This window comes from Robiginitalea sediminis (genome assembly GCF_002198115.1).
Classification (GTDB): domain Bacteria; phylum Bacteroidota; class Bacteroidia; order Flavobacteriales; family Flavobacteriaceae; genus Robiginitalea; species Robiginitalea sediminis.
The window spans coordinates 83,484-108,302 of sequence record NZ_NGNR01000002.1 but is presented as its reverse complement, the minus strand read 5'-3'; the positions used below and the strand labels follow the sequence as shown (position 1 = coordinate 108,302).

At 55.7% G+C, this 24,819-nt stretch carries 22 protein-coding genes; 7 read left to right on the top strand and 15 right to left on the bottom strand.

The genetic code is table 11. The features are described 5' to 3' along the window. Positions 1 to 22 precede the first annotated feature (22 nt). Positions 23 to 604, top strand: coding sequence for a tRNA-(ms[2]io[6]A)-hydroxylase (miaE, locus tag CA832_RS06895; RefSeq protein WP_088340867.1), 582 nt, complete (start codon positions 23 to 25; stop codon positions 602 to 604). Between the two features lie 6 nt (positions 605 to 610). On the opposite strand, the gene ppk1 is transcribed toward miaE, so the two are convergent. From ppk1 to rpsA, 8 genes are all read right to left on the bottom strand, one after another. After that, positions 611 to 2,698, bottom strand: coding sequence for a polyphosphate kinase 1 (ppk1, locus tag CA832_RS06890; protein ID WP_088340866.1), 2,088 nt, complete (start codon positions 2,696 to 2,698; stop codon positions 611 to 613). A 4-nt stretch (positions 2,699 to 2,702) separates the two neighbouring features. Further along, positions 2,703 to 3,188: a SixA phosphatase family protein gene (locus tag CA832_RS06885; protein ID WP_088340865.1), complete on the bottom strand. Its 486-nt coding sequence runs from the start codon at positions 3,186 to 3,188 to the stop codon at positions 2,703 to 2,705. A gap of 27 nt (positions 3,189 to 3,215) precedes the next feature. Further along, complete coding sequence (gene pdxH, locus CA832_RS06880) at positions 3,216 to 3,863, bottom strand: pyridoxamine 5'-phosphate oxidase (protein WP_088340864.1); 648 nt, start codon at positions 3,861 to 3,863, stop codon at positions 3,216 to 3,218. A gap of 96 nt (positions 3,864 to 3,959) precedes the next feature. After that, positions 3,960 to 4,865 (bottom strand): ribonuclease Z, encoded by a 906-nt coding sequence (locus CA832_RS06875; RefSeq protein WP_088340863.1) that lies wholly within the window; start codon positions 4,863 to 4,865, stop codon positions 3,960 to 3,962. Between the two features lie 23 nt (positions 4,866 to 4,888). Beyond that, the gene (locus CA832_RS06870) at positions 4,889 to 5,221 is read right to left on the bottom strand and encodes a ribonuclease Z (protein ID WP_088340862.1); all 333 of its coding nucleotides are present in this window, start codon (positions 5,219 to 5,221) and stop codon (positions 4,889 to 4,891) included. Between the two features lie 3 nt (positions 5,222 to 5,224). After that, the gene (locus tag CA832_RS06865) at positions 5,225 to 6,154 is read right to left on the bottom strand and encodes an aspartate carbamoyltransferase catalytic subunit (protein WP_088340861.1); all 930 of its coding nucleotides are present in this window, start codon (positions 6,152 to 6,154) and stop codon (positions 5,225 to 5,227) included. A gap of 3 nt (positions 6,155 to 6,157) precedes the next feature. Beyond that, positions 6,158 to 6,697, bottom strand: coding sequence for a bifunctional pyr operon transcriptional regulator/uracil phosphoribosyltransferase PyrR (gene pyrR / locus CA832_RS06860; RefSeq protein ID WP_088340860.1), 540 nt, complete (start codon positions 6,695 to 6,697; stop codon positions 6,158 to 6,160). Between the two features lie 135 nt (positions 6,698 to 6,832). Continuing rightward, positions 6,833 to 8,671 carry a 30S ribosomal protein S1 gene (gene rpsA / locus CA832_RS06855; RefSeq protein ID WP_088340859.1) on the bottom strand — a complete coding sequence of 613 codons (1,839 nt, stop codon included), beginning with the start codon at positions 8,669 to 8,671 and terminating at the stop codon, positions 6,833 to 6,835. 261 nt (positions 8,672 to 8,932) lie between these two features. On the opposite strand from rpsA, the gene CA832_RS06850 reads away from it, so the two are divergent. After that, entirely contained in the window at positions 8,933 to 9,313 is a 381-nt protein-coding gene (locus CA832_RS06850; protein ID WP_088340858.1) for a LysM peptidoglycan-binding domain-containing protein, read from the top strand. Positions 9,314 to 9,371: 58 nt separating this feature from the next. Here the strand turns inward: CA832_RS06850 and cmk are convergent, their stop codons facing one another. Together cmk and lon are read right to left on the bottom strand one after the other, a co-directional pair. Then, complete coding sequence (gene cmk, locus CA832_RS06845) at positions 9,372 to 10,064, bottom strand: (d)CMP kinase (protein WP_088340857.1); 693 nt, start codon at positions 10,062 to 10,064, stop codon at positions 9,372 to 9,374. A 48-nt stretch (positions 10,065 to 10,112) separates the two neighbouring features. After that, positions 10,113 to 12,563: an endopeptidase La gene (lon, locus tag CA832_RS06840; RefSeq protein WP_088341387.1), complete on the bottom strand. Its 2,451-nt coding sequence runs from the start codon at positions 12,561 to 12,563 to the stop codon at positions 10,113 to 10,115. Positions 12,564 to 12,778: 215 nt separating this feature from the next. On the opposite strand from lon, the gene CA832_RS06835 reads away from it, so the two are divergent. The 5 genes from CA832_RS06835 to CA832_RS06815 are packed head-to-tail and all read left to right on the top strand — an operon-like array spanning position 12,779 to position 16,469. After that, the gene (locus tag CA832_RS06835; protein ID WP_088340856.1) at positions 12,779 to 13,339 is read left to right on the top strand and encodes an RNA polymerase sigma factor; all 561 of its coding nucleotides are present in this window, start codon (positions 12,779 to 12,781) and stop codon (positions 13,337 to 13,339) included. Further along, entirely contained in the window at positions 13,336 to 13,893 is a 558-nt protein-coding gene (locus CA832_RS06830; protein ID WP_088340855.1) for a hypothetical protein, read from the top strand. Before CA832_RS06835 ends, CA832_RS06830 begins: the two co-directional genes overlap by 4 nt. Further along, a complete protein-coding gene (locus CA832_RS06825; protein WP_088340854.1) occupies positions 13,874 to 14,965 on the top strand; it encodes a DUF4097 family beta strand repeat-containing protein in 1,092 nt (363 codons plus the stop codon). The genes CA832_RS06830 and CA832_RS06825 overlap by 20 nt, the downstream gene beginning before the upstream one ends. Before the next feature lie 17 nt (positions 14,966 to 14,982). Next, on the top strand, positions 14,983 to 15,714 hold the full coding sequence (locus tag CA832_RS06820) for a head GIN domain-containing protein (RefSeq protein WP_088340853.1): 732 nt from the start codon (positions 14,983 to 14,985) through the stop codon (positions 15,712 to 15,714). A 23-nt stretch (positions 15,715 to 15,737) separates the two neighbouring features. Beyond that, the gene (locus tag CA832_RS06815) at positions 15,738 to 16,469 is read left to right on the top strand and encodes a head GIN domain-containing protein (protein WP_088340852.1); all 732 of its coding nucleotides are present in this window, start codon (positions 15,738 to 15,740) and stop codon (positions 16,467 to 16,469) included. Positions 16,470 to 16,528: 59 nt separating this feature from the next. On the opposite strand, the gene CA832_RS06810 is transcribed toward CA832_RS06815, so the two are convergent. The 5 genes from CA832_RS06810 to CA832_RS06790 all read right to left on the bottom strand — a co-directional run bounded on the left by CA832_RS06810 (position 16,529) and on the right by CA832_RS06790 (position 24,814). Beyond that, positions 16,529 to 17,851, bottom strand: a complete 1,323-nt coding sequence (locus CA832_RS06810) for an MFS transporter (RefSeq protein ID WP_088341386.1) — start codon at positions 17,849 to 17,851, stop codon at positions 16,529 to 16,531. 56 nt (positions 17,852 to 17,907) lie between these two features. Continuing rightward, positions 17,908 to 18,714, bottom strand: coding sequence for a M48 family metallopeptidase (locus CA832_RS06805; RefSeq protein WP_088341385.1), 807 nt, complete (start codon positions 18,712 to 18,714; stop codon positions 17,908 to 17,910). Between the two features lie 45 nt (positions 18,715 to 18,759). Next, the gene (locus CA832_RS06800) at positions 18,760 to 21,159 is read right to left on the bottom strand and encodes a glycoside hydrolase family 31 protein (protein WP_088340851.1); all 2,400 of its coding nucleotides are present in this window, start codon (positions 21,157 to 21,159) and stop codon (positions 18,760 to 18,762) included. 99 nt (positions 21,160 to 21,258) lie between these two features. Further along, positions 21,259 to 23,154, bottom strand: coding sequence for a 1,4-alpha-glucan branching protein GlgB (gene glgB / locus CA832_RS06795; RefSeq protein WP_088340850.1), 1,896 nt, complete (start codon positions 23,152 to 23,154; stop codon positions 21,259 to 21,261). A gap of 1 nt (position 23,155) precedes the next feature. Beyond that, on the bottom strand, positions 23,156 to 24,814 hold the full coding sequence (locus CA832_RS06790; RefSeq protein WP_088340849.1) for a maltokinase N-terminal cap-like domain-containing protein: 1,659 nt from the start codon (positions 24,812 to 24,814) through the stop codon (positions 23,156 to 23,158). Between the last annotated feature and the right edge of the window lie 5 nt (positions 24,815 to 24,819).

Genomic DNA, 24,819 nt, shown 5'->3' with positions numbered 1-24,819 from the left:
CCTTAGCACAAAAGTGACTGCCATGCTCGGATTAAAACTGCCTACCGACCCGCGTTGGGTCAATATCGTGGAAAAAAATATCGACGAAATCCTCACCGACCACGCCTTTTGCGAGCAAAAAGCAGCCAGTACCGCTATTTCCCTCATCGTGAATTTCCCGGAGTACCCGGAGCTGGTTACAGAAATGGTAGCCCTTTCCCGGGAGGAAATGGGGCATTTCAAGATGGTCCACGACCGTATCCTGGCCCGGGGCAAAACCCTGGGGCGCTACCGGAAGGACGAATATGTGGTGGCACTCATGAAATTCTTCCCCAAGGGCGGGAGCCGGGAGGAGCAACTCGTCCACCGCCTGCTCTACGCCGCCCTGATTGAGGCGCGCAGCTGCGAACGCTTCCGCCTGCTCTCCGAAGAACTCCAGGACAAAGACCTGGCAGAATTCTACCGCAAACTCATGATCAGCGAGGCGGGGCATTATACCCTGTTCCTGAAATTTGCCCGCCAATACGGGAAGAAGGCCGAGGTAGACGGCAAATGGCAGGCCCTGCTGGAGTACGAGGCCTCCATCATGAAGGACCTCGGAAAAAAGGAAACCGTACACGGGTAAAGGGACTTACCCCTTCCCTGCCGGCAGCCCGAGTTTGCGCTGGTAGTAGTCGTACATCTCAAATTGCGAACGCAGGGGCGGTTTGTTATTCAGGCGGTAGCGGTTTTTCTGTTCGGCATCGAAGATGCGGGCCTTCACATTGTCGTTCCAGGAAATTTCGAAGGTGTCTATGAGTTCCTGTTTGATGTCCTCCTGGTAGATGGGGACCCCTACTTCCACACGGTAGTCTAGGTTGCGGGTCATCCAGTCTGCCGATGAGATAAAAACCTTTGGGTCTCCGTCGTTGGCAAAAATAAATACCCGGGGGTGCTCCAGGAATTTGTCTACGATACTGATGGCCTCGATATTCTCGCTCATCCCCGGAATACCCGGGATCAGGCAGCAAATACCCCGGATAATAAGCTGAATCTTCACCCCTGCATTGCTGGCTTCGTAGAGTAAATCCACCATATCATAGGAGGTGAAACTGTTCATTTTGATCTTGATGTAGGCCTCTTTCCCCTGGGCCGCATTGGCCATCTCCTTGCGGATGAGGCGCTCAAAGCGCTGGCGGGTATAGTGGGGGGACACAATCAGGTGCTTGTATTTCTTGATCTTGTAGGTGGTTTCAAAAAAGTCGAAGACCTTCCAAAGCTCCTTCAGGATCGGATCATTGGCGGTAAAGAGGGTGTAATCCGTATAAATCCGGGCCGTACTCTCATTGAAATTCCCGGTGCTGATAAACCCGTACCGCTGCAACCCGTCGGACTCCTCCCGTTCAATAACGCAGATTTTGCTGTGGACCTTCAGGCCGGGTACCCCAAAAATGAGCCTGACCCCTTCGGCCTGGAGCTGTTCGGCGTATTCGATATTGGCGCGTTCGTCGAAACGGGCCTGCAACTCGATCTGGACGGTCACCTGTTTTCCGTTTTTCACGGCGTTAATCAGGGCCGAGGCCACCTGGGAATTGTTCGCCAGACGGTACACCGTAATCTTGATACTCCGCACCTTAGGGTCCAGGGCCGCTTCCCGGAGGAATTTGATCACATAGGTAAAGGACTGGTATGGGGCGTACATCAGGTAATCGCGTTTGGCGATGTCCTCCAGCAAGCTCCCCTCCATGCTTAGTCCCTTGATGGGCAGGGGGCGGATTTTCTGGTACATAAGGTCCTCCCGGCCCAGGCTGGGGAAGCCCATATAATCCCTGCGGTTGTGGTACCGTCCTCCCGGGATTACGCTGTCCGTTTCGTGGATGTTCATTTTTTCCTTCAGGAAGGCCAGGGTGTCCTTCTCAATGGCCCGGTCGTAGACAAAACGCACCGGGTCGCTTATTTTCCGGTGCTCCACAGAGGTGGAGATCTTCTCGATAAAACTCTTGCTCAGGTCGTTGTCTATATCCAGTTCCGCATCGCGGGTAATCTTGATCATGTGGGCAGAGACCTCCTTCAGCGTGAACATGTTGAAAATGCTCCTGAGGGAATAGCGGATCAGGTCGTCCAGCAGGATGATGTAATGCTTCTCCCCTTCCCTGGGAAGTACGATAAAGCGGTCTGCATCCTTGGGAATTTCTATTAGTGCGTACCGGGTTTCCCCCTCGGCCTCCTTCCCGCCCTCGGTATCGACCAGCACCAGTTTAACCGCCAGGTAAGCCGCCGTATCCTTCAATACCGGGAATTCCACCAGGCCGTCCAGGATGATGGTCATCAGCACCGGGGAGACGTTCTGGATGAAGTAATGCTTCAGGAAGTCCTCCTGGTGTTCCTGGATTTCGGTCTCGTTGATGATGTGGATGTGCTCCTGCTCGAGCTCCTGTTCCACCTGTTTTAGAATCTGGACGCTTTTTTCCTGCTGACGGATGACGATATTGGTGATCTCATCCAACAGGTCCTTGGCTTTCTCGCCACCCAGGACGCTCTTGCCCGATTTTCCCGCCTGTACGATACGTTTTACCGTGGCGTACCGGACTTTGAAGAATTCGTCCAGGTTGTTGGAAAAGATCCCGAGAAAACGCAGGCGCTCAATAAGGGGGACCCGTTGGTCCTGGCTTTCCTGCAGCACCCGTTCATTAAAACGAAGCCAGCTGATTTCCCGGTTGATGTACTGGTTTTTATTCATTGTATTATTTCAGTTGTTTGGGAAAAACCATCTTAACGGTTCTTCCATGCCGGATGCCTGACCAGGAATCGGTATCGAAGGCCAGGTGCACGCATCCCGTGGTAGGCACATTGTCGGTGTGCCGGCTTCCCCAGGCATTGGCCACCAGGGTAAAGGCGTGGTTGTGCCCGAAAATCATCACCCTTCCCAGGGAGTTATCCAGCCCCCTGACAAACGCCTTTACGGAGGCCCCGCTAAAGTCGTAAAGCCCCTCCTCCAGGCGGAGCCGGTCCAGGGGCAGGCCTAGTTCCCGCATCAGGATACAGCAGGTATGCAGCGCCCTGTTGGCCGGGCTGGAGTAAATGGCGTCCGGGGCCGGAAATTCCTTACCCAGGGCCTGGGCCACCAGGTGGCCGTCCTGTATGCCCCGCTCGGTGAGCGGGCGGTCCTTGTCCGACACGTCGTACTCCCAGGAGGATTTCCCGTGGCGGATTAAAATAAGTTCTTTCATCTGTATTAATCGGGTTGGTTGTTTGCGTTACGGTGCCAGTCGCTCTCTGGTCCAGTCCCAATCCGGGCTCAGGGTGTAGCGCAGCCGGTCGTGCAGGCGGTTGGGCCTGCCCTGCCAGAATTCGAGGCTCGAGGGTCGTACCAGGTACCCACCCCAATACTCGGGCCTGGGTATCTCCTTTCCTTGGTACTCCCGCTGCAGGGCCTCCACCTTCTCCTCCAGGTACTCCCGGGACGGGATTACCTGGCTTTGGGGGGAGGCAACCGCCCCGAGTTTGCTTCCGTCAGGCCGGGATTCAAAATACCCGTCGGACAAGTTGGGCGCCAGTTTTTCTGCCTTCCCTTTTACAATTACCTGGCGCTCGAGCACCGGCCAGAAAAAGGAGAGGCAAACGCGGGGGTCGGCCGCAATGGCCCTGCCCTTTTCACTATCGTAATTGGTGTAAAACACAAAGCCCTCGAAGGTAAACTTCTTGAGCAGTACGATCCGGCTCTTGGGGTAGCCGTCCAGCCCGATGGTGGATACCATCATGGTATTGGCTTCGTCGGCACCCGGATCCCCCTCGGCCTGGTGAAACCAATCCCGGAACAACTCCATGGGGTTCTCCGGGGTGGAATCCTCTGTCAGGGCCCCTTTTTCATAGGTTTTCCGGTAATGGCTCAGATCTTTCTGCATGTTTCGCAACTGGGTCCACAATATAATCAAAGTTGCACGAAAGACAGGGGGGCTAAGACGTAAAAAGGGCCGCTTACAGGGGCTATGACCTAACCCTCACCATTGCAGGACTTTGCCGTCTGCGGCCAGTTCCACCTCAGGGAAAATCTCCGAAGCTTCCCTGAGAAAACCCTGCTGGTCCTTATACCGGGTAGAGAAATGCCCCAGAAGCAGCCGCCCGACTCCGGCTTCCCGGGCAATCCGTGCAGCGTCCCGGGCTGTTGAATGCCCTGTTTTCGGGGCCAGGGAAGCTTCCCTTTCCTGAAAAGTGGCTTCGTGGTAAAGCAGGTCTACACCCTGTATCCACCGGGCCAGTTCCGGCTTGTAAGCCGTATCGCTGCAGTAGGCATAACTGGGAGGCGGTGGGGGCGGGTGAGAAACCAGGGTATGGGAAACCAGGTTTCCATCCGCATCGGGAACATCTTCCCCTTGTTTTATTTTCTGGAAGTAGGCCCGGTCTATTCCGTATTCCCTGGCTTTAACGGGGTCGAGGGTACGCGGGCCAGGGGTTGCCTGGAAGAGGAACCCATTGGTATAGACCCGGTGCAGCAGTGGCAGGGTGGTTACCTTCAGGCTGCTATCTTCAAAAATGCATTCGGGGGCATCCGAGGCCAGCTCGTGGAAGTGCAGGGGGTATTGCGTCCAGGAATCCCCAAGTTTCAGTAGCAGGGTAATGGCTTCCTTGATCCCTTTGGGTCCGTAAATATGCAAGGGTTTCTCCCGCCCCAGCAGGCGGAAGGTAGACACCAGGCCCGGCAGGCCGAAAAAATGGTCGCCGTGGAGGTGGGAGATAAAGATGTGGGAAATACGGGAAAATTTAATCCGGTACCGCCGCAGTTCCATCTGGGTCCCTTCCCCGCAGTCTATAAGTATCATATGGCCTCCGGCTTCCAGAACCTGGGCGCTGGGGTGGGTCAGGTGCCTGGGGGTGGCGGCATGGCACCCTATAATGTGCAGCTTCATTCCCCGAACGGCTTTACCGGCAGTCAAAAGTCAAGATCCCTTTCAATTTCCTCCATTTCGATAATGTCCCGGGCTTCCTGCAGGGTGGGAACCACGCAGATTTCATCCGGCGCCTCCTCGTACCCCACATCAGGGGTAACCACCACAAAGGATTTACCCCCTCCACGATGGGTATTGGAGAGTTCCAGCAGCTCCAGGATATCTGCCACCCGGAGGGTATCGAAGGAAAGCAGGTTGAGGATCAGGTTGTTGTTTTTCAGTTTCGGGTAGGCCGCCTCCAGGTTTTCCCTAAATACCTTCAGGGATACCTTTTCCTGAAAGACCGTGGTGGTGGTCCCTTCCGTTTCAAAAATCATGGGTTACTTTTTTATTTTGGACGCCAACAAATAAATAACCGCCATGCGGATGGCCACGCCGTTTTCCACCTGGTTCAGGATTATGGAGTGGCTGGAGTCTGCCACATCGCTGGTAATTTCCACACCCCGGTTGATGGGTCCCGGGTGCATCACCACGATTTCCTTGTCCAGGCTGTCCAGCAGGGGTTTGGTAAGCCCGAATTGCCGGGCATATTCGCGGGTCGATGGGAAATAGCTCATGTCCATCCGTTCGTTCTGTACCCGGAGCATGTTGGCCACATCACACCATTCGAGGGCTTTGCGCAAATCCGGTTCCACTGTCACCCCCAGACTTTCCACATACTTTGGAATGAGGGTTTTAGGGCCGCAAACCCGGACCGAGGCACCCTGCATCTGCAGGGCGAATATATTGGAGAGGGCCACCCTGGAATGCAGAATATCACCAACTATGACCACTTTTTTTCCGGCTACCCCTCCCAGTTTTTCGCGGATGGAATAGGAATCCAGCAAGGCCTGGGTAGGATGCTCATGGGCCCCGTCACCGGCGTTGACGATGGCCGCATCTACATGGCGGGAAAGGAAAATACCCGCCCCCGGGTTGGGGTGGCGCATCACCACCATATCGACCTTCATGGAGAGGATATTGTTCACCGTGTCTATGAGGGTCTCCCCTTTGCGCACCGAGGATTGGGCCGCCGAGAAGTTCACCACATCGGCGGAGAGGCGCTTTTCGGCCAGCTCAAAAGAGAGGCGCGTACGGGTGCTGTTCTCGAAAAAGATATTGGCAATGGTGATGTCGCGAAGGGAGGGGACTTTCTTAATGGAGCGGCCCAGGACCTCCTTGAAGTGGTCGGCCGTCTTAAAAATGAGCTCGATATCCTGCAGGTTCAGGTACTTGATGCCCAGTAAGTGTCGTACGCTCAGTTCGCTCATCGGTTAGTTGCTAATCAGGTATACGGCGTCTTCGCCGTCGTTTTCTTTCCAGCATACCTTCACCCGCTCCTCATTGATGGCATCCACCTGCCTCCCGCGGTAATCGGGCTGTATGGGCAGGTGGCGGCTGAAACGCCGGTCTATCAGGGTGAGCAGTTCTATGTTCCCGGGCCTGCCAAAAGACTGCAGGGCCGTGAGGGCCGCACGGATACTCCGGCCGGTATAGAGCACATCGTCTATCAGAACCACCCGCTTGCCCTCCACCAGGAAATTGATCTCGGTGGTACTGGCGGCGAGGGTTTTGTCGCCCCGGCGGAAATCGTCCCGGTAAAAGGTAATGTCCAGCAGGCCGAAGGGGATATTCTTTACGTTGTAATCGGATTCGAGCAACTGCAGCAGCCGGCGTGCAAGGTACGTCCCCCGGGGCTGCAGCCCGATCAGGACACTTTCGGAAAAATCCAGGTGGTGTTCCAATACTTGGCAGGCCAGTCGGTGCAGGATAATTTCGATCTCCTTGGCGGAAAGCAGCACTTTTTGACTCATAGAAGGCCTGGCCTAAGACATTGGTAGAACAAAAATAGGCAATTCCTCCCAGATTCCCTTGCCCCGACCCCTGCCGGGAGGGCATAAAAAAACCCCGGGGTCATCCCCGGGGTTTTGTTTGAAAGGAACTCCGCCTTACTTCTTCTTGTTGGCGGCTTCCATCTTGTCCTTAAGCGCCTGGAGCTGCTCGTTGGCATCCCCAAGGGTAGGCTTGGCCTCTTCGGCCTGTACAGCAGCCTTCTTCCGGGCCGCGCGAACGTTGCGCTGCTCCTCTTCCTTGAAGATGGCCGTGTGGCTGGCTACCACCCGCTTATAGTCCTTATTGAACTCAATGATCTTGAACTCGGCTTCCTCACCGCGACCCAGCTTCTTGCCGTCTTCCTTCTCCATGTGGCGTCCGGGTACAAAGGCGGTGATATCCTCGTTGAACTCGATGATGGCACCCTTGTCCACGATCTCGGTAATAGCTGCCTTGTGGACGGTACCTTCGCCGAATTCGGCTTCGTACTTGTCCCAGGGGTTTTCCTGAGTCTGCTTGTGGCCAAGGCTCAGCTTGCGGCCGTCCACATCCAGTTCCAGTACTTCAACCTCAAGCTTGTCCCCTACGTTCACAAACTCGGAGGGGTGCTTGATTTTTTTGGTCCAGGAAAGGTCAGAGATATAGATAAGCCCGTCGATGCCCTCTTCCAGCTCCACAAAGACACCGAAGTTGGTGAAGTTGCGGACGATACCGGTGTGGCGGCTGCCAACGGGATATTTTGTGGTGATATCGGTCCACGGGTCCGGGGTCAGCTGCTTCAGGCCAAGAGACATTTTGCGGTCCTCGCGGTCCAGGGTCAGGACCACGGCTTCCAGCTCGTCGCCTACATTCACAAAATCCTGGGCGCTGCGCAGGTGAGTAGACCAGGACATCTCGGAAACGTGGATGAGTCCTTCCACCCCTTCGGCTACTTCCAGGAAGGCACCGTAGTCTGCAATGACCACGACTTTTCCTTTCACCTTGTCTCCCACTTTGATCTCGTCGCCAAGGGCATCCCAAGGATGCTTCTCAAGCTGCTTCAGACCCAGTTGGATACGGGATTTGTTGTCGTCGAAATCCAGGATCACCACATTGAGTTTCTGGTCCAGGTCCACCACCTCGCTGGGGTGGTTGATACGGCTCCAGGACAGGTCGGTAATGTGGATAAGACCATCTACGCCGCCCAGGTCGATAAAGACCCCGTAGGAAGTGATGTTCTTGACCACCCCTTCCAGAACCTGGCCTTTCTCCAGCTGGCTGATGATCTCTTTTTTCTGCTCCTCGATATCGGCTTCGATAAGCGCTTTGTGGGAAACCACCACGTTTTTGAATTCCTGGTTGATCTTGACCACCTTGAATTCCATGGTTTTCCCTACATACTGGTCGTAGTCGCGGATGGGTTTCACGTCGATCTGGGAACCGGGCAGGAAGGCCTCGATCCCGAAAACGTCCACAATCATACCGCCCTTGGTGCGGCACTTTACAAAACCGGTGACCACTTCTTCTTTGTCGTATGCCTCATTAACGCGATCCCAGGCCATGATGGTGCGGGCCTTGCGGTGAGACAGTACCAGTTGCCCGTTCTTATCCTCGCGGATGTCGATCAGGACTTCTACCTTGTCCCCTACCTTCAGGTCGGGGTTGTAGCGGAACTCGTTCAGGGAGATAACCCCTTCGGATTTCGCGTTGATATCGATGATCGCCTCCCGGTCGGTCAGGTGGGTGATAACCCCCTCAACAACCTCTTCGTCGGCGGTATCTACAAAGTTTTCCTCAACGAGCTTCTCAAATTCCTTGAGTTTGTCGTCGGCTACCCGCTCGATGCCTTCCTCGTACTTATCCCAATCGAAGTTTTCGAGAAATTCCTGCGGGTCTTGTTGCGTTACAGGCGCTGCTGCCTGGGTTTCCGGGGCTGCGGTTTCTACCGCTTCTGCCGCCTTTTTTTCTTCAGCCATGTGCTGATATTCATTTGTATTCCAAAGTACCTTCAAGAGTTCGCCGTTCCTTCGGAAGGGGTTTTAAAACATGTGTCTGTTTCCTTTTCCTCTTGATTCTTAGCTAAAAAGGACCGCAAAAGTACAACGATTCCGCCGTTTTACAAAGCGTTTGTGCCGGGAGGGGCGAAATTCCCCCAAAAAAGGCGGTAAAGCCCCCGGAATCAGCCCCGAATTCGTATCTTGTGGAGGCTTAAATAGTAACCATTAAATCCATCAAAAATGAGCGTTAAACAAAAGTATCAGCCGGTGCTGGACCTGGGCGAGCAACTCGGGGTTCGCGACGGAGATGTCCGCGAAGAGGGAGGCGTCCTGAAAATCAAGGGGATGGCCCGCACCCAGTACGAGAAGAACCTGATCTGGGATAAAATCAAAGCCATTGGCGGGGAAAGCCCGGCCGATATTAAGGCGAATATCACGGTAGAGGACGCTTCGGTGTACCACCGCCATATCGTACAACGCGGGGAATCGCTGAGCAAAATTGCCAAGCACTACTACGGCGACCCCATGAAGTACAAGCAGATCTTCGAGGCCAATACCAACATCCTGTCCAACCCGGACCTGATCCACCCGGACCAGGTACTGGTGATCCCGAACCTCTAAGGCGGGGTTTCAGGCCTTAGGTGGCCCAAAACACATAGGGCGCTCCGAAAGGGGCGCCTTATTTTTTTTCGATGATGTTGCGGGAATGGGCCAGGATCCGTTCGAACTGCTCTTTAAGACCCATATCGGAATTGTCGAATTCCACGGCGTCGGCAGCCTTGCGCAAAGGGGAGATATCCCGGTGGGAATCCAGGTAATCCCGGTGGCGCACATTTTTGAGCACCTCCTCGTAATGCACGTCCTCCCCCCTGTCCAGGAGTTCCTTGTAGCGGCGGCTGGCCCGGATCTCGGGGCTGGCAGTCATAAACAGCTTGAGTTCCGCATGGGGCATAACCACGGTGCCGATATCCCGGCCATCCATAACCACCCCGCCGTCCTTGCTCAGGCTGCGCTGGAGTGCCACGAGTTTTTCGCGCACGGGACCAAGGGTAGAGACCTCGCTGACGTGTCGGGAAACCTCCAGGGTGCGTATCTCGGCTTCTACATTTTCCCCATTGAGGGTAATTTCGGAACGGCCGGATTCCGGGTTCAGGGCAAAGCCCGGTTCCAATTGCGGCAGGTGTTCCAGCAGGGCCTCCCGGTCCAGGCCCCCGGGCCCGATTAACCCGTTGCGGAGGGCGTAAAGCGTTATCGCCCGGTACATGGCGCCGCTATCGATATAGACATACCCCAATTCCCGGGCCAACTGGCGGGCCAGGGTGCTTTTGCCCGTGGAGGAAAAGCCGTCTATGGCTATGGAAATTTTGCGCATGCCCAAAAATAGGGAATCCCGGCGGATATGCCCCAAGCCTGAAGGGGCTTAGAGTTTCTTCGCGTTCTTTACCTTCTGCTGGGTAATGGCCAAGTCTATGACCTCCTTCATATCCTTTACGTAATGGAAGGTAAGGCCTTTGAGGTATTCCTCCTTGATCTCGGCCACATCGCGGCGGTTCTCCTCGCAAAGGATGACCTCCTTGATCCGGGCGCGTTTGGCAGCCAGGATTTTCTCCTTGATACCACCCACTGGCAGGACCTTGCCCCTGAGGGTGATTTCCCCGGTCATGGCGATGCTCTTCTTGACCTTGCGCTGGCTGAAAAGGCTAACCAGGGAGGTGAGCATGGCAATCCCGGCGCTGGGCCCGTCTTTGGGGGTAGCGCCCTCCGGCACGTGGATATGCACGTTGTAACGGCCAAAGACCTCCGGGTCTATCCCGAAATCCTCGGCATTGGACTTGATGTACTCCAGGGCAATGGTGGCCGATTCCTTCATGACCTGCCCCAGGTTCCCGGTAATATTCAGGGCGCCTTTGCCACGCGAAAGTATGGATTCGATAAAGAGGATATCGCCCCCCACGCTGGTCCAGGCCAGGCCCGTGACCACACCGGCCACCTCGTTGTTCTCGTATTTATCCCGTTCCATGCGGGGCGGACCCAGGACCTCCTCGATATCGGCGTAACTGACTTTTACATTGTATTCGGTCTCCATGGCGATATTCTTGGCGGCATACCGGACCATCTTGGCAATCTGCTTCTCCAGGCCGCGCACCCCGGATTCCCGGGTATAGCCCTCCACGATTTTCTCCAGCTGGCGCTTTCCAATTTTCAGGTCCTTGCCCGTGAGGCCGTGTTCGGCCAGCTGCTTGGGCAGCAGGTGGCGCCTGGCGATCTCTACCTTTTCCTCTATGGTATACCCGGTAACGTTGATGATCTCCATCCGGTCCCGCAGGGCCGGCTGGATCGAGGCCAGGCTATTGGCCGTGGCGATGAACATGACCTTGGAAAGGTCATAACCCACCTCCAGGAAGTTGTCGTGGAATTCGTTGTTCTGTTCCGGGTCCAGCACTTCGAGCATGGCCGAGGAGGGGTCTCCCTGGTAGCTGCTCGAGAGCTTGTCTATCTCGTCCAGGATAAAAACCGGGTTGGAGGTCCCGGCCTTGTTGATGCTCTGGATGATCCGGCCGGGCATGGCCCCGATGTAGGTTTTCCGGTGTCCGCGGATTTCAGCCTCGTCCCGCAGCCCGCCCAGGGACATGCGCACATACTCCCTGCCGAGGGCCTCGGCCACCGATTTTCCCAGGGAGGTCTTCCCCACCCCGGGTGGCCCGTACAGGCAAAGGATGGGCGATTTCATATCGTTTCGCAGCTTGAGCACCGCCAGGTATTCTATAATCCGCCGCTTGACGTCTTCCAGGCCATAGTGGTCCCGATCCAGGATACGCTGGGCGCGTTTCAGGTCGAAGCGGTCCTGGGAATATTCCTCCCAGGGGAGGTCCAGGAGCAGGTCCAGGTAATTGCGCTGGATGGAATACTCGGCCACTTGGGGGTTCATCCGCTGCAGTTTGGCCAGTTCCTTCTCGAAGTGTTCGGCCACCTTCTCTCCCCATTTCTTCTCCTTGGCCCTTGCCTCCATTTCCTCGATTTCCTCGTCGTAGGAAAGACCCCCGAGTTCCTCCTGGATAGTCTTCATCTGTTGGTGGAGGAAGTATTCCCGCTGTTGCTGGTCCATATCGGAGCGCACCTTAGACTGCAACTCGTTGCGCAGCTCGAGCTTCTGCAGTTCCGTATTGAGGTGTTTGAGCACCGCCAGGGCCCGCTGCTTCAGGTCCCCTATTTCCAGCAGGGCCTGTTTCTCGTGCACTTCCAGGTTCAGGTTGGAGGAGACAAAGTTGACCAGGAAGGAATTGGACTGTATGTTGTTGATGGCAAAGGAAGCCTCGCTGGGGATGTTGGGGTTGTCCCGGATGATCTGCAGGGCGAGCTCCTTCATGGATTCTATGATGGTTGCAAATTCCGGGTCTTCCTCGGCGGGGCGCACCTCCCCGGCCTCCCGGACGGTAGCCGTGAGGTAGGGCTTCTCGGTAAGGACTTCCGCCACCTCAAACCGCTTCTTTCCCTGGATAATGACAGTGGTATTCCCGTCCGGCATCTGCAGGACCCTCAGGATGCGGGCCACCGTCCCCTGGGTATGGATATCCTTGACCCCCGGGTTTTCGACCGTCTCGTCTTTCTGGGCCACCACCCCGATTACCTTGGAGCCGTTGTTGGCGTCGCGGATCAGGTGGATGGAGGTGTCCCTCCCCGCCGTGATGGGGATCACTACCCCGGGAAACAGTACCGTATTGCGGAGCGGGAGGATGGGCAGGACCTCCGGCAACTCCTCGTTGTTCATTTCTTTTTCGTCCTCAGGGGTAAGCAGGGGGATGAGTTCCGAGTCCTGATCGAGGTCCTGAAGCGACAGTTTGTCAAGGGATATGAATTTTGATGTAGCCATAAAGGGTTTTTCGGTCATTCTGTCACCTGCGGACGGCATACCGCCATCCTTCACGGGAATGAACTGTGATTTAACTATTGTTTTACAGGCACTTAGCCCCGTTCATTCCTTTTCAATTCCCTTGGTATGGACAATTCCTGTGCCAAGTCCAAAGATTTTACCCCTAAACTGTAACAAACCGTAACTTGGAGCATCTCTAAGACAAATACAACTTTTTGAGCCAACCGATCGAACATACTGATGTTCTGATTCAAGCCTGCCTGAGGGGCGACTCCCGGGCACAAATGAAGGTGTACGACCGCTATTACCAGGCCATGTACAACACGGCCCTGCGGATCGTAAAGGATGCTGCGACGGCCGAAGATATCATGCAGGAATCCTTTCTGAGCGCCTTTACGCGGTTAGACTCCTTTAAGGGCGAGGTAACCTTCGGGGCCTGGCTGAAGCGGATTGTGATCAACAACAGTATTTACCACTACCGCAAGCAACAGAAAAACCGGGAAGTGGGACTGGACAGTGTATTGTACAAGGTCGAAGCCAATGAGGTGGGGGATGCTGATTCGGGGAGTACGGCACAGATGGCTCAAAAAGTTCTGGAAACCATGAAACAGCTGAAGGATAACTACCGAATAGCTTTGACCTTACACTTAATTGAAGGGTACGATTACGAAGAGATGAGCGAGATCCTGGATATCAGTTACGCGAATTGCCGCACCACGGTCTCCAGGGCCAAGGAAAGCCTAAGGAAAAAGTTAACAATAACACCAAGCCTATGAAAAAGGACTACAACATAGAGGACCTGTTTGAGAGCCTGCAAGGGGCTTTCGACCGGGAAGCGCCCCCGGCCGGGCACAGGGAACGGTTCCGCCAGCGCCTGGCAAGCCAGGGCGGTGGGGTAGCTGCCAGTGGCCGAAGCTGGTGGAAACCCTTATCCATAGCCGCTTCCATAATCCTCCTGCTGGGAACCGGCCTGGTCCTGCTCAGGCCCTCCGGCACCCTGGAGGAGCAGGTAGCTGAGATCTCGCCAGAGGCCTCCCAGACCTCCTTTTACTTCGCCAACCTTATCGAACAGCAGGTTAACGAGCTGAAGGACCTGAGCGGCCCGGATACCGAACCCCTCATTGAAGATACCCTCCGGCGGCTTGAGCTTCTGGAAGCCGATTACCGCCGACTGGAACAGGACCTGGTGGCCGGGGGCAACAGCAAACTCATCCTCAGTGCCATGATCACCAACTTCCAAACCCGCATCGACCTGCTGCAGGATGTGATGCGCCAAATAGAAACCGTTAAAGACTTTAAAGACGAATCCCATGATACGTATACCATTTAAAATGTTTCCCTTCCTGCTGGCCCTTTTTATCGGGCTGGGCACTTCCCACGCCTCGGACCCCGAATTGCGGGGCCGCCATACCCGGGAGAAAACCATCAAAAAGGAATTCCAGGTAAACCCGGATGCCCTGTTGAAAATCAGTAACAGCTACGGCAACCTGGTGCTGAACTCCTGGAATGAAAACCGCGTGGTTATCGAAGTACACATCACCACCAACGGCAACAACGAGGAAAAGGTTCAGCGCAAACTCGACGAAATTACCGTGGAATTCGAATCGAGCGCTTCCATGGTAAGTGCCCGCACACGGTTCAGCAAGGAGAAATCCTGGGGCTGGTGGGGCAACAACAACAATGTGAACATGCAGATCAACTACACGGTCAACATGCCGGTGAAGAACTCAGTTCACCTGAGTAACGACTACGGCAACATCATCCTGGACCGGGTAGACGGGCATGCCAAAATCAGCTGCGATTACGGCCGCCTCGACCTGGGAGAACTGCAGGGCCGCAACAACGAACTCAGTTTTGACTATACCTCCAAATCCCGGATTGGCTATATCCGCTCCGGGAAGATCAGCGCAGACTATTCCGGCTATGTGGTAGAGCGTGCCGGGGACCTCACCATTAACGCCGATTATACGAACTCCACAGTAGAACAGATGGAGAACCTCATCTATTCGGGAGATTACGGCAACCTGGAAGTAGGGGAAGCCGCAGATGTACAGGGTAATGGCGATTACATTAATGTAAAGCTGGGCACCCTCCACGGGGATGTCGATATCACAGCCGATTACGGCTCTATCCGGATTGACCGGATGGCCGCCGATGCCGGGAATGTGAATATCCGTACCGACTACACGGGCATCAAGCTGGGCTACGACCCGGGGTATGCCTTCGATTTTGAGATCAGCACGGAATACGCCGGCGTAAAAGGAATGGATGACCTGGAGGTGAACATCAGCCGCGAGCGCAACAGTTCCCGCTATTATTCCGGCTACCACGGTGCTGCGGGCAGCGGCAATTCCCTTCGCATCACCAGCGATTACGGGAGCGTGACCCTCACCAGAAACTAACCTTTAAACAATTACCCATGAAACGCATATCCATAACCCTGCTCCTCGCCCTGTTGGTTAGCACTACCGCAGGGGCCCAATGGGGAAAAACCGTTAAGGGCAACGGGAAGACCACCACAGAGACCCGTGAGGTAGGGACATACGACGAAATAGAAGTGTCCCACATTTTCAGCGTAACCCTGGTGGACGGCCGGGAGGGCACCCTTACCCTGGAAGGGGAGGACAACCTGCTGGACTACGTGATAACGGAAGTAAAGGGCGACCGGTTGGTCATTTCCGTGAAAAAGGGCTACCAGCTTAAGGTATCCTCGGCCGGGAGGAATGGGATCCGGGTAACAGTCCCGGTGCAGGACCTGCGCGAAGCCCATGCCAGCGGCGCCTCTGACCTTACCGGAAAAGTACGTTTGAAATCAGATACCTTCCGCGCCAGTATCTCGGGGGCGGCCGATATGTCCCTCGAGCTGGAAACCGGGGAACTCCGGGCCGATATCTCCGGGGCGGCCACCCTGATACTGTCCGGCACGGCCCAATCGGTGCGGATTTCTGGTTCAGGGGCTTCGGACCTCAGGGGCTACGACCTTACAGCCCGGGAAGTGGAGGCCAACCTTTCTGGGTCTTCCGATGTGCAGATTACCGCCACGGAAGCGCTTACCGCCAGGGTATCCGGGGCAAGTGACCTCCGGTACAAAGGCAACCCCACCCGGGTAGATTCCAAAGCTTCCGGGGCGGCCAACGTAAAAAAATCATAATTGACATCAAAAACACGAACACCATGAAAAAATCCATGATCCTGATCCTGGCCGGACTACTGGTCTCCTGCAACCTAAGCGGCCAATGGGGCAAACGCGTAAAGGGCAACGGCGAAATGACCACCGAGACCCGAAACGTGGGCACCTACGATGCCGTATCCCTCTCCGGCTGGTTCGATGTAGAACTGGTTGCCGGCAACGAGGGCACCCTTACCCTGGAAGGGGAAGAAAACCTGTTGGAGCACGTCATCACTGAGGTGAAAAACGGAAAGCTCGTCATCAAGACCGAGCAGGGGTACAACCTGCAGCCCTCCTCCTGGAAGTCCGGGGGCATCACCATCACCGTCCCGGTGGAGGACATCCACGGGGTCTCCCTCTCCGGATCCGGGGATATCGTGGGGAAAACCCTCCTGCGGGCAGACCATTTTGAAACGGGCATGTCCGGAAGCGGAGATATCACCCTGGAGGTGGCCGCCCGGGAAGTGGAAGCCAGCCTCTCGGGTTCCGGGGATATTAACCTCAGCGGGACTGCGGGCCGGCTGGAGGTACGCGTTTCCGGTTCCGGTGATGTTAGGGCCTTCGACCTGGAGGCAGACCACGTGGATGCCACGGTTTCCGGCTCGGCCGACATCCAGGTAACGGCAAAGGAATCCCTGGAGGCCCGGGTTTCCGGTTCCGGGGACATCAACTACAAGGGGAACCCCTCCAAGGTAGACGCCAAAACCTCGGGCTCCGGCGATATCACCAGGTCCTAGTCATACCACCCATCCGAAAACGCGACAGTCGCCCCGGGAAAGTCAAGGCCTTCCCGGGGTTATTTTTTTCGGGGAACGCGAACCAGAAGGACAATGCCAAGGGCAAAGAACAACCCCAGGACCAGGGCGGCAGGCCGCATGGTCCCGTTGGCCTGTGACACCGCCCCGAAGAGCACCATCCCGATGATGATCCCGATTTTTTCGGTGACGTCGTAAAAGCTGAAAAACGACGTGGTATCGGTGGTTTCAGGAAGGAATTTAGAGTAGGTGGACCGGGAAAGGGCCTGGATCCCGCCCATCACCATGCCCACGCACCCGGCGGCGATGTAAAACTCTGTGGGGCTGACCACGGTGTAAGCATAGACACAGATGACCAGCCAAAGGGCGTTGATCACAATCAGGGTGGAGATATTGCCAAAGCTACGGGAGGCCCTTGCCGTTAAGGTAGCCCCAGCGATGGCAACCACCTGGATCACCAGGATGCTGACAATAAGGCCGGTGGTACGCTCCGAATCCGATCCCCATGCAATCTCCTCCTCCCCGAAATACGCTGCGATGAGCATAATGGTCTGTACCGCCATACTGTAGACGAAAAAGGCCCCCAGATAGCGCTTAAGCCTTCGGTTCTGCGTGAGTTGGTTCCAAACCGACTGCAATTCCCTAAAGCCGTTGAAGATAATCCGGGAGCGGCTGCCTTCGCGCCGGTAGCCCTTGGGCAGGTGGTAGAAGGTATACTGGCTGAACCCGATCCACCACAGGCCAACCGAGACAAAGGAATACCGCATGGCCAGTACTTCTGCCGGCTGCTCCGGGGTATCCGCAATCCCGAAAGTCTCAGGTTGCAACACCATGGCCAGGTTTGCCAGCAGCAGGATCACGCTGCCCACATACCCCAGGGAAAAACCCCTGGCGCTCACCCCGTCCTGTTGTTCCGGGTAGGCGATATCGGGCAGGTAGGAATTATTGATGGCAAAGCTAACCCAGAAGCCCACCAGGCCCAGGAAGTAACAGACCAGGCCCAGGTAAATATGCTCCAGAGAAAACCAGTAGAGGCCCATACAAGACGCCCCGCCCAGGTAGCAGAAGAACTTCATAAAGACCTTCTTGTTTCCCAGGTAATCGGCTATCCCGGATAGCAGGGGGGTAATGAGGGCGATAACCACAAAAGCCGCGGCCGTCACGTAGCTGATGAGCGGGGCCCGGGCTATTGACATCCCGAAGACGGCGACGGTATCGATGTCCGCCATTCGGAAAAGCGCGCCGTAATAGATGGGAAAGATGGCCGAGGCTATTACCAGGCTGTATACCGAATTGGCCCAGTCGTAGAATGCCCATGCGTTAAGCAGTTTGCGGCTGCCTTTTAATGCGAATGCCCTGTCCATAAAAAAAGCCATTCTGGTGAATGGCTCTCAATATACGATTAATGGCGGTTCTCCCCCTACTTGAAACTGGTAACCCCGAATTTACGCGCTTCTTCCTTAGCTAAGGGCGCCCACTGGGTGAGGTTGGAAATCCTGGTGTCGTTGGAGGGGTGGGTGCTGAGGAATTCGGGCGGGGCCTGGGAATTCTGGGCTTTCATCCGCTTCCAGAGCTCGGCGGCTTCATCCGGGTTGTACCCGGCTATAGCCATGATCTGCAGCCCGATGCGGTCTGCCTCCGTCTCGTGACTCCGGCTGAAGGGGAGCATGACCCCTACCGTACTGCCCAAACCGTAGGCTTGGTTGAACATATTGCGTTTCTGCGGATCCTGGATGGCAACATTACCCGCCACAGCACCGATTTGCTGGAGCATCCCGGCGCTCATCCGCTGGGCACCGTGGTCTGCCAGGGCATGCGCCACTTCGTGGCCCATCACTACTGCAACGCCGGTCTCCCCGTTGCATATGGGCATAATTCCTGTGTAAAAAACAATCTTGCCCCCAGGCATACACCAGGCGTTAACGGTAGGGTCATCCACCAGGTTGTATTCCCATTTGTAATCCTTCAGGTAGCCGGGATACCCATTGGCATCCAGCCAGCGCTCAGCTGCAGAAGCGATCCGCTGCCCTACCCGCACAATCATCTTGGCCTGGTCGGTCTCCTTCACCACCTTGTTTTCGCCCAGGAACTGGTCGTACTGGGCAAAGGCCATGGGGAAAATCTGGCTGTTCGGGTAAAAATTCAGGGTTCTCTGCCCGGTAAAGGGGTTGGTCTTACAAGCGGCTACGGAAAGGAATACCAGCAGCGCTAAAGCAACTTTTTTCATAATGCTCGGCATGACGGTTAATGGTGAGTGGAAAGTACAAAAAAATCAGCTTCCGAAAATATGCAACTCGCTGAAGTTCTTGTCCACCACAATGGTGTTGTCCCCATTAGGCCGTACCGATTTCAGGTCTACCTCCTGGTTGTCTACCTCCACGCTCTTGATCTTAAAGGGAAGCCCAATGAGGTTCACTTTGAGGGTTTTGTAGGGGGTAATGTAGGAGCCGTCCTTATATTGCTGGATGATAAGCTCCTTCTCCCGCCCGCTCAGGCGGAAATTCCGGATGCTGTACCCGCCCTTTTTGTAATCGTACCCATCCTGGGCATCCTCGTACAGGGTGGATTGCTCCACTCCCAGTTTGTAGTAGACATTCAGGCGGAGCTGCTCGATAATCTTCTCCCCTACGTATTGCTGTACCGGGTACATAGGGATGATGGCCCCTTCCCGGATAAAAATCGGGATCTTGTCGATATCGGCCGCCACCCATTTCTCGCTGCCCCCTTCCAGGACTTCCCCGGTCCAGTAGTTGTGCCATTTGCCGCGGGGCAGGTACATCCGGCGACCCTTGGCGTTGGGCTCCTGTATGGGGCAGACCAGGATCTGTTCCCCGAAAATAAACTCGTCTGTCCGGAAATGGGTCTGGGGGTCTTCCTGATCGAAATAAACCAGGGGTTTCAGCATGGGGACCCCTTCCTTGGAATACTTCCAGAACATGGTGTAGAGGTAGGGCAGCAGCTGGTAGCGCAGTTCCACGAATTTCCGGACAATCCCGGTAACCTCCTCATCGAAAGACCAGGGTTCCTGGTCGCCGTGGTCCCCGCTGGAATGCACGCGGCAGAAGGGGTGGAAAACCCCGAGCTGCACCCAGCGGGCAAAAAGCTCCCCGTTGGGCTGCTCGGCAAACCCGCCGATATCGGAACCCACAAAGGAATACCCACTCATGCACATCCGCTGGACCTGCACATTGGCAATCCAAAGGTGTTCCCAGGTAGCCACGTTGTCCCCGGTCCAGGTACAGGCAAAACGCTGTGTCCCGGCATACGCCGCCCGGGTTATCACAAAGGGGCGCTTGGGGAAGACATACTTTTTGACCCCTTCGTAGGTAGCCCGTACCATCTGCATCCCATATACGTTATGGGCCTTTCGGTGGCTGCAGGGGTTACCGTCGTAGTCGTGGCGGGTATCCAGGGGCGCCGTTTTGGTAGGCACCTCCATGATGGCCGGCTCGTTCATGTCGTTCCAGACGGCATGCAGCCCGGATTCCTTAATAAAATCTTCATAGAGCCCGGCCCACCACTGGCGCACCTTGGGGTTGGTGAAATCCGGGAAGCTACAAGGGCCCGGCCAGACCTTCCCGGTCATGATGGGGCCGTCCGCACGCTTGCAGAAATAGTCGTTCTCCAGGGCTTCCCGGTAGACCCAGTAGTCGCGGTCTATTTTGATCCCCGGATCTATCATGACCACCGTCTTGAAGCCGTCCTGCTCCAGTTCCCCAATCATCCGCTTGGGGTCCGGGAAGTGTTTCTTGTCCCAGGTAAAGCAGCGGAACCCGTCCATATAGTCGATATCGAGGTAGATGGCGTCGCAGGGGATCTTCAGCCTGCGGAAGGTCCTGGCAAGCTGCTTGACCCGTTTTTCAGGGTAGTAACTCCATTTGGACTGGTGGTAGCCCAGGGCCCATAGGGGTGGGAGTTCCGGGGTACCGGTCAGGTCGGTGTAGGCCTGGACCACTTTGGAGATGGCCGGGCCGTAAAAAAAGTAATAGTTCATTTCCCCACCGTCTGCCCAGAAACTGGTGATGTTCCGGCGCTCGTGGGAAAAATCGAAAGTGGTGCCGAAGGAGTTGTCGAAAAAGATCCCGTAGGCGATATTGTTGTGCAGGCCAATGTAAAACGGTATGGCCTTGTAGAGGGGCTCCTGTTCCTTGGCAAAGGCATACTGGTCCGTTACCCAGTTATTTACCCTGCGGCCTTTCAGGTTAGTATGGGTGGCTTTGTCTCCCATCCCGTAGAAACTCTCCGAAGGCTGGGTCACCTTGCTCATCTTGACCGTATTACCCCCGAAGGCATAATTCTCCTCCCAGTGGAAGCCGAGTTCATCCTCGTTGATCACATTGCCTTCCAGGTCATGGATGGCCACGCGGAGGCTCTCCTTTTCCACCTCGATCTTCAGCTTGCTGGTGTAAATCAGGAAATGCTCGTCGGTTTCCTCCTTCTTCAGTTGGTTATACCCCCTGCTCGAATCCGGGGCAATGGCATAGGAGAAGTCGGGTTCAAAGATATGGTCGGTGGCGTAGCGGATGCGCAGCACGCTGTTTCGCAACACGGAAATCTGCAGCAGGACGCCGTTTTCGCTGGTGAACAGGAAATTCCCGGAGTCCTCCTTGTGCTCCACTACCCGCTTGGGGTAGAGATTGCCTTTGTACTCGAGTTCCGTATTGGTAATCATAGGCGGCTGGTTTTCAACCTGACAAAAAAACGACATTCGCCCGTGAAAATAAAACCCACGGGGAGGCAATTATAAACTACAACGTTTGCGCTGTGCCGGTTATCGTAAAATCATGGCCGAAAGGGGTGGGAGGGTGAGTACCACAGACCGGTCATACCCGTGGGAAGGCGTTTTGTCGATGGCAACTTTGTCTACGCCCATCCCGCTTCCGCCATACTCCGCTGCATCGCTGTTGAACAGCACCTTCATCTGCCGGGTTTTCGGCACCCCGATGCGGTAATTCTCCCGGGGTACCGGGGTGAGGTTGCAGAGGACCACCAGGTCGTCCTTGGTGGCATGGCCCTTGCGGATGTATGCCAGCACCGAGTTTTCGGCATCCCCGTAGTCAATCCACTGGAAGCCCTCCGGGCTGTACTGCTTCTCATAGAGGGCGGGCTGGCTGCGGTACAGGGCATTGAGGTCGCGCACCACGGCCTGCACCCCCTTGTGGAAGTCGTATTGCAGCAGGTGCCAGTCCAGGCTTTGCTGGAAATTCCATTCGGAGGACTGCCCGAATTCCCCGCCCATAAAGAGCAATTTGCTCCCCGGGTGGGTAAACATATAACCAAAGAGGGTCCTGAGGTTGGCAAACCGCTGCCACTCGTCCCCGGGCATACGGTACAGCAGGGACTGCTTGCCGTAGACTACCTCATCGTGGCTGAACGGGAGCATGAAATTCTCGGTAAAGGCGTAGGTTAGGCTGAAGGTAATGTCGTTCTGGTGGTGCCTGCGGTAGATGGGTTCCTTCTTGAAGTACTCCAGGGTATCGTGCATCCAGCCCATCATCCACTTCATCCCGAAGCCCAGGCCGCCCATGCTGACCGGCTTGGTCACCTGGGAAAAGGCCGTGGATTCCTCGGCAATGGTCTGCACCCCGGGGAAGTTCCCGTACACCTCCGTATTGAGTTCCCGGATAAAGGAAATGGCCTCCAGGTGTTCGTTGTTCCCGTACATATTGGGCTCCCACTCCCCTTCCTCCCGGGAATAATCCAGGTAGAGCATGGAGGCCACCGCATCCACCCGCAACCCGTCCACATGGTACTGGTCCAGCCAGAACAGGGCGTTGCTGATCAGGAAGGCCCGCACCTCGTTGCGTCCGTAGTTGAAAATGAGGCTTTTCCAGTCCGGGTGGTACCCTTTGCGACGATCCGGGTGCTCGTACAGGTGGGAGCCGTCGAAAAAGCCGAGCCCGTGGGCGTCCTCCGGGAAGTGGGACGGGACCCAGTCCAGGATGACCCCGATACCGCTGCGGTGCAGGGCATCTACCAGGAATTTAAAATCCTCCGGGGTCCCGAAACGGCTGGTGGGCGCAAAATACCCGGTAAGCTGGTACCCCCAGGAGGGGTCGTACGGGTATTCCATGACCGGCATGAATTCCACGTGGGTAAACTGCATGTCTTTGACATAGGCTACCAGGTCCTCAGCCATTTCCCTGTAGGTCAGGAACTGGTTATCGGCCTTGCGCTTCCAGGAACCCAGGTGCACCTCGTACACCGAATAGGGGGCATCCAGGGTATTGTGGGCCTCCCGATTTTCCATCCAGGCCTTATCCTTCCAGGCGTAATCGGCCTCCCAGACCACCGAAGCCGTCTTTGGCGGGTGTTCGCAATAACGGGCAAAGGGGTCGGCCTTCTCGGTCTTCACGTCCCCGATGTGGGACTGGATTTTGTATTTGTACAAGGTGCCGGTCTTCAGGCCGGGGATAAACCCCTCCCAGATACCGCTGGCATCCCAGCGCACATTGAGGGGGTGCTCCCCTTCCATCCAGTAATTGAAATCGCCCACTACGGATACCGCCTTGGCCGAAGGGGCCCAAACGGCAAAGTAGACCCCGTCTACCCCGTCTACCGTTACCGGGTGGGAGCCGAGTTTTTCATAGAGGCGGAAATGCTTGCCGGCCTTGAAGAGTTCGATGTCGAAATCGGAAAATAAACTGTGGGGGGTTACCTGGCCCATATTAAGAGTCGTGTTTGTCGTTGATAATACTCCGGATGCCTTCCAGGGGGATAACGGCCCAGTCCGGACGGGAATTCATTTCATAGCCCAGCTCGTATACTGCCTTTTCCAGCATGCAGTATTTGAGCAGGAAGATGCGCTCGGCGCTGTACCCTATATCCACATTGTGCTCCTGGATGAGCTGGACATAGGTCTCCATAAAAACACCGATAAAATAGCGGTACAAAAGCTCCCCGGCCCGGAAGAGGTCTTCCCGGCTGTAGGGAAACTTGCCTTCATTGTTAAAAATCGTGGCGTAGACCGCATAGTGGAAGGACCGGAAAATGCCGGCAATATCCTTCAGGGGGGGCTGTTTCACCTTGCGGTCCCGGATGGTGCTCTCCGGCTCCCCCTCAAAATCCAGGAGGTAGAAATCCTGGTCGCGCACCAGGACCTGGCCCAGGTGGTAGTCGCCATGAACCCGCAGGCGTTCGCCCTTTAATTTGGTCCAGTCGAACTTCATAAAGCGCTTGCGAATCTCGTTTTTGCGCTCGAGGAATTCTTTGGCCAGCTCCAGGGAAGGCCCCTGGAGCCTCTCCAGGTTGTTTTCCACCGTATTGAGGCGGTTCTGGAACTGGTAGAGCAGACGGTTCTTCAGCCAGACCTCGTAATCGCCATTGAAGTGCTCCGGGGTAAAGGCGGTATCCTCGAATTCTGACCCCAGGGCGATGTGCATCTCCGCGGTGCGCTGGGCGAGTTTCTGCAGTTTCAGGAAAATGTTGAGCCCTGCCCAGTCGATGATCTCCGGGGGTACGTCCCGGATTTTCAGGCGGGCGAATAGTTCGGTACCCGGCAGGCGGGCTACCTGGATGCCCTTGTATTCGAGGTTGGCAAATATCTTGTTGAGCTCCTTGAGCATATACTCCCAGGCATCCCCCTGGTTGGGGATGAGTTCCTGCATCAGGGCTATGGTTATGTTGGCATTATCGGTGTCGATAATGCTCAGGCTCCCCTGGTAAGCCGGGGTATTCCGGTAGCCCTTCCGTTCGGAGAGGAAGCGGCTCATCTCGTAATCCGGGTTCTTGTCCGCATAGATGCGGCGGAAGAACTTGATTACCGATTTCCCGTTGATGACGATGGAGGTATTGCTCTGCTCCAGGCCCATAAGCCTGGACGACTCATAGGGGGTGGGTTCGAAGGTGGTGCTTTTGTGGTAGCGCACCCGGGTGGTGTCATTGGGCTCGGCGGTAATAATGCGCTCGTAGACCAGTCTGCGGAACGACTCCAGGTTTACCGCATCGATGATAAAGCCTTCCTCCCCCCCTACCACCACGGGCAGAATGCGGTCCTTTCTGGCAAAATCCGGATCGGAAACAAAAGCGATGGGCAGGAAATAGTGCTGGAAAAATGCCTCTTCGAAGTTCACCTCCAGCAACAACCCGTAGTACACCTCCGCCCCTTGCTGGATCTTGAAGTATTCCTGCAGCTCAATATACTTGAGGGTGCTGGATTTACCCCCATACCAGCGCTGTTGCTGTACGTACTGTTCCAGGACCTCCGAGAGGAAGACCCCAACAAAAGCCTGATGGTCCATAAGGCCTTCCCAGGTCACGTCAAAATGGTAGGCCTTCGGTTCCCCTGCGGGTGTATTTGCTGCTTCCGATGCTGTTTTCTTCGCCATAACTG

What these genes read in the sequence shown, in the direction of transcription:
- CA832_RS06825 (WP_088340854.1), top strand. Translation starts at nt 13,874, where the DNA reads ATGATACGTATACCATTTAAAATGTTTCCCTTCCTGCTGGCCCTTTTT.
- CA832_RS06885 (WP_088340865.1), bottom strand. Translation starts at nt 3,188, where the DNA reads ATGAAAGAACTTATTTTAATCCGCCACGGGAAATCCTCCTGGGAGTAC.
- CA832_RS06790 (WP_088340849.1), bottom strand. Translation starts at nt 24,814, where the DNA reads ATGGCGAAGAAAACAGCATCGGAAGCAGCAAATACACCCGCAGGGGAA.
- CA832_RS06800 (WP_088340851.1), bottom strand. Translation starts at nt 21,159, where the DNA reads ATGATTACCAATACGGAACTCGAGTACAAAGGCAATCTCTACCCCAAG.
- glgB (WP_088340850.1), bottom strand. Translation starts at nt 23,154, where the DNA reads ATGGGCCAGGTAACCCCCCACAGTTTATTTTCCGATTTCGACATCGAA.
- CA832_RS06830 (WP_088340855.1), top strand. Translation starts at nt 13,336, where the DNA reads ATGAAAAAGGACTACAACATAGAGGACCTGTTTGAGAGCCTGCAAGGG.
- CA832_RS06820 (WP_088340853.1), top strand. Translation starts at nt 14,983, where the DNA reads ATGAAACGCATATCCATAACCCTGCTCCTCGCCCTGTTGGTTAGCACT.
- CA832_RS06810 (WP_088341386.1), bottom strand. Translation starts at nt 17,851, where the DNA reads ATGGACAGGGCATTCGCATTAAAAGGCAGCCGCAAACTGCTTAACGCA.
- CA832_RS06865 (WP_088340861.1), bottom strand. Translation starts at nt 6,154, where the DNA reads ATGAGCGAACTGAGCGTACGACACTTACTGGGCATCAAGTACCTGAAC.
- CA832_RS06815 (WP_088340852.1), top strand. Translation starts at nt 15,738, where the DNA reads ATGAAAAAATCCATGATCCTGATCCTGGCCGGACTACTGGTCTCCTGC.
- pyrR (WP_088340860.1), bottom strand. Translation starts at nt 6,697, where the DNA reads ATGAGTCAAAAAGTGCTGCTTTCCGCCAAGGAGATCGAAATTATCCTG.
- rpsA (WP_088340859.1), bottom strand. Translation starts at nt 8,671, where the DNA reads ATGGCTGAAGAAAAAAAGGCGGCAGAAGCGGTAGAAACCGCAGCCCCG.
- CA832_RS06850 (WP_088340858.1), top strand. Translation starts at nt 8,933, where the DNA reads ATGAGCGTTAAACAAAAGTATCAGCCGGTGCTGGACCTGGGCGAGCAA.
- CA832_RS06805 (WP_088341385.1), bottom strand. Translation starts at nt 18,714, where the DNA reads ATGAAAAAAGTTGCTTTAGCGCTGCTGGTATTCCTTTCCGTAGCCGCT.
- pdxH (WP_088340864.1), bottom strand. Translation starts at nt 3,863, where the DNA reads ATGCAGAAAGATCTGAGCCATTACCGGAAAACCTATGAAAAAGGGGCC.
- lon (WP_088341387.1), bottom strand. Translation starts at nt 12,563, where the DNA reads ATGGCTACATCAAAATTCATATCCCTTGACAAACTGTCGCTTCAGGAC.
- CA832_RS06875 (WP_088340863.1), bottom strand. Translation starts at nt 4,865, where the DNA reads ATGAAGCTGCACATTATAGGGTGCCATGCCGCCACCCCCAGGCACCTG.
- miaE (WP_088340867.1), top strand. Translation starts at nt 23, where the DNA reads ATGCTCGGATTAAAACTGCCTACCGACCCGCGTTGGGTCAATATCGTG.
- cmk (WP_088340857.1), bottom strand. Translation starts at nt 10,064, where the DNA reads ATGCGCAAAATTTCCATAGCCATAGACGGCTTTTCCTCCACGGGCAAA.
- ppk1 (WP_088340866.1), bottom strand. Translation starts at nt 2,698, where the DNA reads ATGAATAAAAACCAGTACATCAACCGGGAAATCAGCTGGCTTCGTTTT.
- CA832_RS06870 (WP_088340862.1), bottom strand. Translation starts at nt 5,221, where the DNA reads ATGATTTTTGAAACGGAAGGGACCACCACCACGGTCTTTCAGGAAAAG.